We start from the raw sequence: 11916 nt of genomic DNA, 5'->3' as shown, positions 1-11916 counted from the left end.
GATGTGGGAGCGGTCGGCACGGTCGGCGATGTCGGAGCGTTCGGCGCGGGCAGAAGTGTGTGAGCGCTCGGCAGGGTCAGAAGTGTGCGAGCGGTCGGCGCGGTCAGTCAGCTGTCCGACCATCAGCCGCACCACGGTCACCACGTCCGCGTCGTCGACGAAGTAGACCTGGCGCCGGCCCTCGCGCCGGGAGCGCACGAGCCCGGCCAGCTTCAGTTTCGTCAGATGCTGGCTGACCGCGGGCAGCGCTCCGCCGACCCGCTCCGCGAGCCCGGTCACGTCGCTCTCGCCCTGCGCGAGCGCCCATACGATGTGCAGCCGCGCGGAGGAGGCGAGCAGCCCGAAGGCCGCCGCCGCGTCGGCGAGGACCTCGGCCGATGGATCGTCGAAGCCGGTGCCGTTCGTCGCCACGGTCGTCCTCCCTCCGCGCCCGGACTCACGCGTACGGACTCTCGTACGCGAGGGTCCAGTCTAGGCCGCCGATCGGCCTCCCCCGGAGCCCGCGCGCCTGCCCCTACCCCTGCCTTTTGCGCCCGCCCCTGCCCACCGCCATCAGCCCGACGTAGACGACCAGCGCCGACGCGAGCCCGATCGCCCAGCCGTAGTCGGCGAGCGGCTTCAGTACGGGGATCAGCCCGTCCTCGGGGAACGGTCCCTTCCCCGGCGCCGAGTGCGACCCGCCCACGGCGAGCACGCCCCCGACCGCGAAGGCCGCGACGGCGCGCAGGTTCCACCCGCCGGTGTACCAGTAGCGCCCTTCCGGGCGGTACAGGTCGGCGAGGTCCAGGACCGTCCGACGCACCACCCAGTAGTCGGCAATCAGGATTCCGGCGACCGTGCCGAGCAGTCCGCCCACGACGCCCAGCCAGACGAAGATGTAGAGCTCGGGCGTCTCGATCAGCTTCCACGGGAAGATGACCACGCCCACGACACCGGTGATCAGCGCGCCCGTACGGAAGTTGATGAACTTCGGGGCGAGGTTCGCGAGGTCGTACGCGGGTGAGACCACGTTCGCCGCGATGTTCACGGAGACCGTGGCGACCAGGACCGTCACCAGGGCGTAGAGGAGCCCGAAGACGTTGTCGGCCTTGGCGGCCAGGTCGACGGGCTCCCAGATCGGCTCCCCGTACACCGCCTGCGAGCCGGAGGTCACCAGGACCGACAGGAGCGCGAAGGCGGTCATGGTGGTCGGCAGGCCGAGCGTCTGCCCCCACACCTGCGCCCGCTGCCCCTTACCGAACCGGGTGAAGTCGGGGATGTTCAGGGACAGCGTCGACCAGAAGCCGATCATGCCCATCAGCGCGGGGAAGAACACCGGCCAGAAGTCGGCTCCCCAGCCCAGCGTGGACGGCTGGTCGAGCAGCGGGCCGAAGCCGCCCGCCTTGTCGGCGATCCACACGAGCAGCACGACGGCGCCGACGAGCACGAAGGGCGCCGCCCAGTTCTCGAAGCGCCGCAGCGCCTCCATCCCCCGGTAGATGATGGCCAGTTGGAGGACCCAGAAGAGGACGAAGCAGAGCCACAGCGGCCATGGGTGGCCGCCGATCCGGGACTCGTCGCTCCACGCTCCGTCGAAGACCTGGTTGAGCAGGACGTAGATCCCCTGGCCGCCGATCCAGGTCTGGATGCCGAACCAGCCGCAGGCCACGGCCGCCCGGATCAGCGCGGGCAGGTTCGCCCCGCGCAGGCCGAAGGAGGCGCGGGCCAGGACGGGGAACGGGATGCCGTACTTCGGGCCCGCGTGTCCCGTCAGAAGCATCGGCAGGAGCACGATCACGTTGGCCGCCGCGATCGTGAAGACGGCCTGGCGCCAGTCCATGCCGAGCGCGACCAGACCCGAAGCGAGCGTCCAGGAAGGGATGTTGTGGGCCATGCCGATCCACAGGGCGGCGAAGTTGTAGGTGCTCCAGTGGCGTTCGGCGAGGGGGATGGGCCTGAGGTCGTCGTTGGCGAAGCGGCTGTGCTCCGGGAAGGCGCCGGGGCGCAGTTCGACGCGGCCGTCGTCGGCCACGGTCTGGGATGTCGCGCCGGGGTCCGCGGCGGTCGGCCCCGTGGGGACGGTGCCGGTCACGAGGCGAGCGGATCGGTCTGCGGCACACGTCCGATCGGCGGCACACGTCCGAAATCCATGCCCAGGCTCCTTACTCGGGTTTCGACGCGGGGATCGGGTCGACGCGGGGATCGGGTCGACGCGGGACTCCGGTCGACGCGGGACTCCGGTCGACGCGGGACTCCGGTCGACGTGGGACTCGGGTCGACGCGAAGACTCGGGTCAAGTCGGCTCAGGTACTGGCGGTGGCGCTGTTGCCTACAGGTGCGGGAGAGGCTTCAGATCCAGCCTCTTGGCGAGTTTCCCCGACTGACGGCGCCGACAACCCTGTTCCCGTCCGCTCCCGGTCGCACTGACCGCGACAGCGGCCTCCCGGCGTACTGGCGTACCGGCGTACCCGTGCCACGTACCCCAACTACCCTGACCCGCATGATCAGCCGCTCCGGAGAGGACGAGTCGTGAGCCAGGGGAACCCGCAGCCCGTCCGCCGCCATCCGGACACCGGGCCCGCGCTCCCTCGGCAGGCCGACCCCCGGCAGGCCGACCCCCGGCAGGCGGACCCCCGTCGGCCGCTCCCCCGCCAGGCACAACAGCCGCCCCACAGCGGCCACATGATCGTCTGCGGTGACGACGCGCTCGCCGAACGCCTCGCCGCCGAGCTGCGCTCGGTCTACCGCGAGCGGGTGACCGTCGTCGTCCCTTCCGCGCTGCCGGTGGACGGTCCGCGGTCGGGACCGGCCGGGCGTGCGCGGGCCACCGCCCTCCTGGTCCGGATGCAGGCCGTCATGGCACGCGCGGCCGGAACCCCCGGCGGCAGCGGGGACGCAGCGACGCGGCCCGAGGTCCCCCGGGTCCTGGAAGCACCGGAGCCCGACGAGGCCGTCCTCGTCGAGGCGGGCGTCCACGACGCCGCCGCGCTGGCCCTGGTGTACGACGACGACGAGACCAACATCCACGCCGCGCTCGTCGCCCGGCGCCTCAACCCCCGCCTGCGGATAGTGATCCGGCTCTACAACCGCAAGCTGGGCCAGCACCTGGAGGAGCTGCTCGACCAGGCCGCCGCGGTCGCGTCGCCCGGCCTGGACCCGGCCGAGGTGAACGCCTCCACCACCGTCCTGTCCGACGCCGACACCGCGGCTCCCGCCCTCGCGGCCACCGCCGTCGCCGGTACCAGCAAGGTCGTCCAGGCCGACGGTCTCCTCCTGCGCGCCGTGGAGCGCGACCCGCCGCGCCGCGGAGAGGTCGCCGACCCCGGCCTGTGCACGCTCGCCCTGCTCTCGTCGACCACCAACGACCCCGCGGGCGCGGAGGGTTCGGACGACGGCGGCCAGGACGGGCCCCTGCTGCTGCCCGACGACCGCACCGTCACCTCCGCCACCGGCAGGGGCACCGTGGTCCTCAAGGCCGTCTCGCACGCCGGGCCCGACCGGCCACCCGGCCGCCTGACCGGGCGCGGCCTTCCGCTCGGATCGCTCTTCTCGCCGCGCCTGCGCTGGTCGGTGGCCGGGCTCATGGCCTGTGTCCTCGGCCTGGCGGTGGCGAACTGGCTGACCGGCGACGACCATCCGCTGCACGCCGCCTATCTGACCCTGCTCGACCTGTTCGCCATCGACGACCCCGCGCTCGGCGAATCCACCGCCCGCCAGATCCTGCAACTCCTTTCGGGACTGGCGGGGTTGCTCCTCCTGCCGGTGCTCCTCGCCGCCGTCCTGGAGGCGCTGGGCACGTTCCGCACCGCGTCCTCCCTGCGCCGCCCGCCACGCGGTCTCTCCGGTCACGTGGTCCTGCTCGGACTCGGCAAGATCGGGACCCGCGTCCTGGCCCGCCTGCGCGAACTCGGCATCCCCGTCGTGTGCGTGGAGGAGGACCCCGAGGCGCGCGGCATCCCGCTCGCCCGCCGCCTGCGCGTACCCACGGTCATCGGCGACGTCACGGACGAAGGCGTCCTGGAAGCCGCAAAGATCCACCGCGCACACGCCCTGCTCGCCCTCACCAGTGTCGACACCACCAACCTCGAAGCCGCCCTGTACGCCCGCTCGGTCAAACCCAACGTCCGCGTGGCTCTTCGGCTGTACGACGACACGTTCGCCACCGCCGTCTACCGCACCCTGCGCGCCGCCCACCCGCAGGCCCTCACGCGCAGCCGCAGCGTCTCCACCCTCGCCGCGCCCGCGTTCGCCGGGGCCATGATGGGGCGGCAGATCCTGGGCGCGATCCCCGTCGAGCGGCGGGTGCTGCTGTTCGCCGCCCTCGACGTCGCGGGACACCGCCAGCTGGAGGGTCGGACCATCGCCGAGTCGTTCCGGCCCGGGGTCTGGCGGGTCATCGCCCTGGACGCCACCGCACCGGACGAGCGGCTCCCGGACCTGACCGCCGCCCGGTCCGACGACGGCACCGAGCATCCGGCCGGTCTCGTCTGGGACCTGCACCCGGGCTACGTACTGCGCTCCCAGGACCGCGTCGTGCTCGCCGCGACCCGCCAGGGCCTGGCGGAACTGCTCGGTCGGCGCGCACAGGCCAGGACGGGCACGGCCGACGGCTAGACCAGCACAGAGACAGACAGGCACAGAGGGAGACCGGCACAAAGGCAGACCGGCATAAAAGAACCGTAATGATTGCCGGATCACGGCAATGTGCACCATCTGTCCCGCATGCGACGATCCCCACCTCACCGAGACATCCGGCAAGTGGCAAGTGGCAAGTGGGGAGGTGCTCCGGTGACTCTCTTTCTGGGTCTTGGCATCGCGGGAATCGTGCTGCTGATCCTCTCCCTCGTCTTCGACGGGGTTCTTGAAGGGCTCTTCGACGGGCTCCTCGACGGGCTGCTGTCCCTGCCCGTCGTCGCCGGATTCGTGTCCATGCTCGGCTTCGGCGGTGCGATCGTGCTCGGTACGACCGGGCTCGGCGCCGTCGGCGCCACCGCTGCCGGAGCGGCCGTCGGCGTGGCAGCGGGCTGGCTGACCTGGAAGTTCAGCCGTGCCCTGATGCGGGATCAGACCGCGACCACACCCCGGGGCGAGGATCTCGTGGGCACCGCGGGGGCCGTGGTCACCGCAATCCCGGCCGACGGCTATGGAGAGGTGCTGCTCCAACTGGCCGGTCAGCCGGTGAAGTTCGCCGCCAGGAGCACCGTGGCCGTCACCCGCGGCACCGAGATCTGGGTCGAGTCGGCCCTGTCACCGACCTCGGTCGCGGTCCGCCCCGTGCAGCGCTGACCACCGCACCACTCACGTCACGTCACGCCCGCGCCGCCCCACGTAGCTCATCCACGTACACGCACCACATCACCGATCTGCCGCCCCCGGGAGGCAGGGGGGAATTCACCATGAGCCCAGTCCTGACCGCCGTCATCGGCGTCGTCGTACTCCTCGTACTGCTCGCACTCGTCGTCGTGACCCGCTACAAGGTCGCCGGGCCCAGCGAGGCCTTCATCGTGACCGGGCGGCGCGGCAAGAAGTCCACCGATCCCGACACCGGCCGCATCTTCACCGACAACAGCGGCCAGAAGGTCGTGGTGGGCGGCGGCGTGTTCGTCGTGCCGTTCGTCCAGCAGAAGTTCACGCTCGACCTCTCCTCGCGGCACATCCCGATCGCGGTGCGCGGCGCGGTCACCCTGCGCGGGGTGAAGGCCAACCTGGAGGGCGTCGCGATCGTCAAGGTCGGCGGCACCGAGGACTCGATACGCGCCGCGGCCCAGCGGTTCCTCGCCCAGCAGGGCGGCATCGTCGGCTTCACCCAGGAAGTCCTCTCCGGCGCGCTGCGCTCCATCGTGGGCCGGATGTCGGTGGAGGACATCATCCGCGACCGCGCCGCGTTCGCCGGGCAGGTCGCCGAGGAGGCCGAGGCGAGCCTGTCCGGGCAGGGCCTGGTGCTCGACGCCTTCCAGATCCAGGACATCAGCACCGAGGGCTCCTACCTGGAGGACCTCGGCCGTCCCGAGGCCGCCCGCGCCAAGCAGGAGGCGGACATCGCCGAGGCCGTGGCGCGCCGCGCCGCCGAGCAGGCCCGGCTGAAGGCCGAGGAGGAGATCGCGATCGCCCAGCGGACGTTCGCCCTCAAGCAGGCCGAGATCAAGGCCGAGACCGACGAGGCGTCCGCCCGCGCCGGCGCGGCGGGACCGCTCGCCGAGGCCGCCCGTCGGCAGGAGGTCCTCACCGAGCAGGAGAAGGTCGCCCAGCGGCAGGCCGCCCTGACCGACCGCGAGCTGGACACCAAGATCCGCAAGCCCGCCGACGCCGCCCGCTACCAGGCCGAGCAGGAGGCCGAGGCGCGCCGCGTCTCCCTGGTCAAGCAGGCCGAGGCGGACGCCGACCGGGCCCGCCTGACCGGTGAGGGCGAGAAGGCCCAGCGCGCCGCGCTCGCCGACGCCGTACGCCTGGAGGGCGAGGCCGACGCCGCCGCGATCGGCGCCAAGGGGGCCGCCGAGGCGGAGGCGATGCGCAAGAAGGCCGACGCGTTCGCGCAGTACGGCGACGCGGCGGTGCTGCAGATGCTCGTCGAGGTGCTGCCCAGCGTGGTGGCCAAGGCGGCGGAACCGCTCGGCGCGATCGACAAGATGACGGTGATCTCGACGGACGGGGCGAGCCGGCTCTCGCGCACGGTGGCCGACAACGTCGCCCAGGGCATGGAACTCCTCAGCTCCACCACGGGAGTCGACGTGGCCGAGCTCCTCAAGGGCATCACCGGCGGCAAGCCCCTCGCGGCCGCCGCCGCCACCGCGGCTTCGACCGCCGCTGCCACCCAGCTCAACGGCAAGATCGACGTCACGGACTGACCCGCCCGCGACGCCGCCGCCGGTCACCTCACAGCGAGGTGGCCGGCCAGCCGAGCAGCCGAGCTCCGATGACCGCCGTCTGGAGGGTGTAGCGGTCCAGCGGGTCGGAGGGGTCGGATCCGGTGAGGGTGCGGATGCGCTCCAGGCGGTACGTGAGGGCTCGTACGCTCAGCGACAGCTCCCGCGCCGCCTGGGCCGCCACGCACCCGGTGTCGAAGTAGGCGAACAGGGTCTCCAGCAGGGGCACGGCCCCGCCGCGCGCCTCTTCCAGCGGGCCGAGCGTGGTGAGCACCAGGTCCACCAGGGCCTGCCGGTCGCGGGCGAGTACGGGGAAGACCAGGAGGTCGGCGGCGCGCAGGACGGGCTCGTCGAAGCCCATGCGTGTCGCGAGCTCCAGGGTGCTGACGGCTTCTTCGTAGCTGTGGGCGATGCCCGCCGCGCCGGGCTGGGGCCTGCCGATGGCGATGCGGCCGCCGTCGGTGGCTGCGTACGCCCGCTTGGCGAAGTGGTCGAGGACCTCGTCCTGGTGGGCGGGGGCGATGCACACGAGGCGGCCGTCCTTGGTGGTGAGCAGGATGTGCCGGTCGCCGAAGCGGCCGACCAGTTCGCTCTCCACGTCCCGCGACACGGGATCGGTCTCGTCATAGGCGGCCGGCCCTTCCGCCACGGCCACCGCGTGCGCGTGGGACAGCCGCAGCCCGAATCGCTCGGCACGCGCGGCGAGACGCCCCAGGTCCCCTCGCCCGTACAGCAGGTCGTCGATCAATTCGCGCCGGGCCGCCTCCTCCTGACGTACGACAAGGCGTTGCGCGTGTTCATAGCCCTCGGCGAAGGCGTCGATGGCCTGCTCGGCGGTCGCGAGCAGGTGGTCCGGATCGCCGGTCGCGGGACGGTGGACGCGGGTGGCGGCGAGGTGTTCGCGGATGAGGACGCGCCACGCGTATCCGGCGTGGGCGGCCTGCGCGCCGAGCGCCCTGCGCGATGTCAGCTCCTCACGGGTGAGGCGGCGGCCGGTGGCGGCGGCCCGGGTGAGGATGTCGGCGTATCCGTCGAGCAGCCGCTCGGGAATCTCCTGGGTGGTCATCTGCTCTCCCTGGTCGGGTCGATGGCCGGTGGGTGCACGGCAGCGCGGCACGGGCGCACGGCTCATGCCGTCGGGACAGGTGGATGAGAGCAACTGGGCGCGGACGGGCGGGAGTCGACACTCCGGCAACGTCAGGGGCGCGGGCCGCTCGTCATGGTGCCGTCGATATCAGGCACGCTGTCACGGGCGGAGTTGTCGATGCGTACGACCCTGGGAGCGCGCACCCCGGCGCGGTCACGGAAGACACCGTCCACGGGGAGCCGGGCGGCGCGACCACTGCGACCCATGCCCTGCCCCCAACCCTCCGACCGTCGGCGATCGACGTCGCCGCTTGAAAATTGAGCAACTGACGGCTCAATGGAGCACCTTGGCTCGGTTTGTTAGTTTACCGTACGACATAGACCGCAAGCCGACACCCACCCGGCATAAGCGATGAAACCCGCGGGAAGGCCGGGCGGGCTCGTCAGTTCGTCGTCCAGGACCGCAGCTTCTCGGGGTTCCGTACCGCCCAGCAGCGCTTGATCCTTTCGCCTTCGATGTCGAACGCGAGCACCGACGTGGTGACGCCACCGTGCTGGACCACCAGACCGGGCTGGCCGTTGACCGTGCGTTCCAGGATCGTCTGGCCGGGCGGCACGTGGTCGGCGACGGCGACCAGGTAGCGCGCGATCCGCTCGCCTCCCGTGATGGGGTGGGGCGCCGCGTCGACCCGTCCACCGCCGTCGGCGAGTGCCGTGGCGTCGGGATCGAGGAGGCCGATGAGCGCGGCGATGTCCCTGCTCTCCCAGGCCCGCTTGAAGTCCCTGACGATGACGGCGCGCCGGACCGCCGGGGTCGCCGGGGCCTGCGGGGTGCGCATGCGGCGGCGCGCCGATGAGGCCAGCTGACGGCAGGCCGCCGGGCTGCGGCCGACGATCTCGGCCACTTCGGCGAAGGAGTAGCGGAAGACGTCGTGCAGGATGAACGCCACCCGCTCGGCCGGGGTCATCGATTCGAGCACGACCAGGAACGCCATGTTGACCGACTCGTCGAGCGTGACGCGGTCGGCCGGGTCGGCGGTCGTACCGCCCGGCCGCCCGTCGGCCCACTCCGCGCGGTCGGGCAGCGGCTCCGGAATCCACTCGCCCACGTAACTCTCGCGCCGGGCCCGTGCCGAGCGGAGCTGGTCGAGGCAGATGCGGCCGGCGACCTTCGTCAGCCAGCCGCCGGGGGACGCGATGGCCTGCTGCTGCCGCGGGGACATGGCGTACCAGCGGACGTATGCCTCTTGTACGACGTCCTCGGCGTCGGCCAGGGAGCCCAGGAGCCGGTAGGCGAGATTGATGAGCTGACGCCGCTCGCTCATGATCGCGCTCAGGCTCGGGTCGAGCGGGCCGTCTCCGGTGCTGGACTGGGTCGTCACTGTCTCGCCGCTCCTCTTGCCGCATGTGCCGTCACCCGTACGACGAGACAGCCCGCCGGAATGTGATGTCGGCGCGTGGCCTCACATTCCGGCGGGCTGTCTCGTCGGTCTGCTGGGACGACACGGTCCCCGCCAACGGCCGCTCCGTCCCGGGGCGGACCGGCCCGACACGCAAGGGAGATCACCATGCTCACCCCCCGACTCGACTTCCTCGGCAATCCGGTCTCGGCCCAGGCCGTCAAGCACATCGCCGCCGCGGGCCGGTCGCTCGCCGAGTCGGCGCTGCCTGCCGCGACACGCGAACTGGTCGCGCTGCGCGCGAGCCAGATCAACGGCTGCGGTTCCTGCATCGACATCCACACCAAGGAGGCCACGCACGCCGGGGAGAGCCAGATACGCCTGCACCTGGTCGCCGGCTGGCGCGAGGCCACCGTGTTCACCGAGGCCGAGCGGGCCGCGCTGGAACTGGCGGAACAGGGCACCCGCATCGCGGACGCGGCCGGTGGCGTCACCGACGAGGCGTGGGCGAACGCCGCCAAGCACTACGACGAGGACCAGTTGGCCGCCCTGGTGTCGGTCATCGCCCTCATCAACGCCTTCAACCGCCTGAACGTCCTCACGCAGCGGCCCGCGGGCGACTACAAGGTCGGCCAGTTCGGATGACGGGACCGTCCGGATGACCGGACGGCCGGGACGACCGGACGGCTCGGGCGACCGGGCCGTCCGGGGGCCTGAGCCAGGGAAAGGAACCTGATGACGACGAGAGTGCGCGTCGTGACATTGAACGTGTGGAACAGCCGGGGCGACGCCGCGGCACGGATGGCGATGGTCAATGCCGGGCTGCGGCGGCTGGACCCGGATCTCGTCGCCTTCCAGGAGGTCCTGCCGGACCAGCTGCCCGGTCTGCTCGACGGGACCGGGCTGCACGGCACCCACCAGGCGCGGACCACGGCGACGGATCCGCCCCACGCGGACCGGTACGGCGGGACGGCGATCGCGACGCGGTGGCCGCACCGCATCGCCGAAGTCCTCGATCAGCGCGGCACGGACGCGCCCGACGTCCCGTGGCTCACCCTGGCCGCCCTCGTGCCGCTGCCCGCGCTGGGTGATGTGCTGTTCATCGCGCCCACGACGTCGTTCCGGCTGGACGCGGAAGCGCAACGGGAGCGCCAGGTGCTGGCCTTGAGCGACCTGGACGCCCGGCACCGCACTGCCCTGCCGACGGTCATGGCCGGTGACTTCAACGCGGAGCCCGAATCGGCCGGCATCCGCTATCTCACCGGCCGGCAGTCGCTGTCGGGGCGCAGCACCCACTTCCACGACGCGTGGGAGGTCGCGGGCTCCGGTCCGGGGCACACCTGGAGCGCCGACAACCCCCGCGCGGCCGAGGACATCGAACTCCTGGTGCGCCAGCCCGGACACCGCCGCCGGATCGACTACGTCTTCGTCGGCTCACCGCACGCGCACCCGGGCGCCTTCGCCCGCGTGCGCGGCGCCGGCCTCGCCTTCGACGAACCGGTCGACGGCGTATGGGCCAGCGATCACTACGGTGTCGTCGCCGACCTGGAGGTGGGGCTGCTCACGACAGCGCGGGAATGACCGTGTCGCCGTACCCGTCGATGACTCCCTCGCGGGCGTCGTGCATCGCGTACAGCGCGAACTGATCCACTCCCAGCCGCTCCAACTCCCTTAGTTTCGCGATGTGTTGCTCGGCCGTGCCGATCACGCAGAAGCGGTCCACGATGTCGTCCGGGACGAAGGCCGTGTCGGGGTTGTCGGCGCGGCCGTGGTGGGAGTAGTCGTAGCCCTCGCGGGCCTTGATGTACTCGGTGAGGGCCTCGGGGACCAGGTCGGAGTGTTCGCCGTACTTGGACACCAGGTCGGCGACGTGGTTGCCGACCATCCCGCCGAACCAGCGGCACTGCTCACGGGCGTGTGCCAAGGACGCCGGTGAGTCGTCCTGCGTCAGGTACGCGGGGGCCGCGACGCAGATCGTGACCGAGGAAGGATCGCGGCCCGCCGCCGTGGCCGCGTCCCTGACCGCCTTCACCATCGTCTCCGTCAGATATGGGTCGGCCAGCTGGAGGATGAAGCCGTCCGCCTCCTCGCCCGCCATCTTCAGGGCCTTGGGGCCGTACGCGGCCATCCAGACCGGGAGTTCGGCATCCGGCTTGATCCAGGGGAAGCGGATCGTGGTGCCGCCCAGGTCCGCCTCCCCGCCCGAGGCCAGCGAGCGGATGACCTTCATCGCCTCGCTGATCCGGGCCAGGGTGTTCGGCGTACGGCCCGCCACCCGCATCGCGCTGTCGCCGCGCCCGATGCCGCACACCGTGCGGTTGCCGTACATGTCGTTCAGGGTCGCGAACGTGGAGGCCGTCACCTCCCAGGTGCGCGTGCCCGGGTTGGTGACCATCGGGCCGACGATCAGCCGGTCCGTGTTCGCCAGGATCTGGCTGTAGATGACGAAGGGTTCCTGCCACAGGACCGCCGAGTCGAAGGTCCAGCCGTGGCTGAAGCCGTTGCGCTCGGCGCGCTTCATGAGGCTGACGACCTGCCCGGCCGGCGGATCGGTCTGCAGGACGAGTCCGAAGTCCATGGTGCGTCGC

At 71.8% G+C, this 11916-nt stretch carries 10 protein-coding genes and 1 pseudogene; 5 read left to right on the top strand and 6 right to left on the bottom strand.

The window, feature by feature from the left end; translation table 11 throughout:
* Positions 1–84 precede the first annotated feature (84 nt).
* Together ACIGXX_RS07120 and ACIGXX_RS07115 are read right to left on the bottom strand one after the other, a co-directional pair.
* Positions 85–411 (bottom strand): annotated as a pseudogene (locus ACIGXX_RS07120) (ArsR/SmtB family transcription factor); the annotation flags it as partial.
* Positions 412–514: 103 nt separating this feature from the next.
* Complete coding sequence (locus ACIGXX_RS07115) at positions 515–2071, bottom strand: NCS1 family nucleobase:cation symporter-1 (protein ID WP_399973463.1); 1557 nt, start codon at positions 2069–2071, stop codon at positions 515–517.
* 590 nt (positions 2072–2661) lie between these two features.
* Between ACIGXX_RS07115 and ACIGXX_RS07110 the strand changes: the two genes are divergently transcribed.
* From ACIGXX_RS07110 to ACIGXX_RS07100, 3 genes are all read left to right on the top strand, one after another.
* Positions 2662–4593 carry an NAD-binding protein gene (locus ACIGXX_RS07110; RefSeq protein WP_366461853.1) on the top strand — a complete coding sequence of 644 codons (1932 nt, stop codon included), beginning with the start codon at positions 2662–2664 and terminating at the stop codon, positions 4591–4593.
* Positions 4594–4767: 174 nt separating this feature from the next.
* Complete coding sequence (locus tag ACIGXX_RS07105; protein ID WP_399973460.1) at positions 4768–5265, top strand: hypothetical protein; 498 nt, start codon at positions 4768–4770, stop codon at positions 5263–5265.
* A gap of 110 nt (positions 5266–5375) precedes the next feature.
* Complete coding sequence (locus ACIGXX_RS07100) at positions 5376–6824, top strand: flotillin family protein (protein ID WP_399973457.1); 1449 nt, start codon at positions 5376–5378, stop codon at positions 6822–6824.
* Positions 6825–6852: 28 nt separating this feature from the next.
* Here the strand turns inward: ACIGXX_RS07100 and ACIGXX_RS07095 are convergent, their stop codons facing one another.
* The 3 genes from ACIGXX_RS07095 to sigJ form a co-directional block, all read right to left on the bottom strand.
* Entirely contained in the window at positions 6853–7908 is a 1056-nt protein-coding gene (locus ACIGXX_RS07095) for a helix-turn-helix domain-containing protein (RefSeq protein WP_351159007.1), read from the bottom strand.
* 131 nt (positions 7909–8039) lie between these two features.
* The gene (locus tag ACIGXX_RS07090; RefSeq protein ID WP_361461958.1) at positions 8040–8195 is read right to left on the bottom strand and encodes a hypothetical protein; all 156 of its coding nucleotides are present in this window, start codon (positions 8193–8195) and stop codon (positions 8040–8042) included.
* A gap of 176 nt (positions 8196–8371) precedes the next feature.
* Positions 8372–9310 carry an RNA polymerase sigma factor SigJ gene (gene sigJ / locus ACIGXX_RS07085; RefSeq protein WP_399973453.1) on the bottom strand — a complete coding sequence of 313 codons (939 nt, stop codon included), beginning with the start codon at positions 9308–9310 and terminating at the stop codon, positions 8372–8374.
* Between the two features lie 186 nt (positions 9311–9496).
* On the opposite strand from sigJ, the gene ACIGXX_RS07080 reads away from it, so the two are divergent.
* Both ACIGXX_RS07080 and ACIGXX_RS07075 read left to right on the top strand, forming a co-directional pair.
* Positions 9497–9973 (top strand): carboxymuconolactone decarboxylase family protein, encoded by a 477-nt coding sequence (locus ACIGXX_RS07080; RefSeq protein ID WP_399973451.1) that lies wholly within the window; start codon positions 9497–9499, stop codon positions 9971–9973.
* 90 nt (positions 9974–10063) lie between these two features.
* Positions 10064–10909 (top strand): endonuclease/exonuclease/phosphatase family protein, encoded by an 846-nt coding sequence (locus ACIGXX_RS07075; RefSeq protein ID WP_399973448.1) that lies wholly within the window; start codon positions 10064–10066, stop codon positions 10907–10909.
* On the opposite strand, the gene ACIGXX_RS07070 is transcribed toward ACIGXX_RS07075, so the two are convergent.
* On the bottom strand, positions 10890–11906 hold the full coding sequence (locus ACIGXX_RS07070) for a TIGR03842 family LLM class F420-dependent oxidoreductase (RefSeq protein WP_351158993.1): 1017 nt from the start codon (positions 11904–11906) through the stop codon (positions 10890–10892). The two genes, ACIGXX_RS07075 and ACIGXX_RS07070, sit on opposite strands and share 20 nt — an antisense overlap.
* Between the last annotated feature and the right edge of the window lie 10 nt (positions 11907–11916).

Origin of the sequence: Streptomyces sp. NPDC055243 (assembly GCF_044544025.1) — a bacterium.
Lineage (GTDB): Bacteria > Actinomycetota > Actinomycetes > Streptomycetales > Streptomycetaceae > Streptomyces.
The sequence above is the reverse complement of the archived record's forward strand: the minus strand, read 5'-3'. Positions and strand labels throughout refer to the sequence as shown.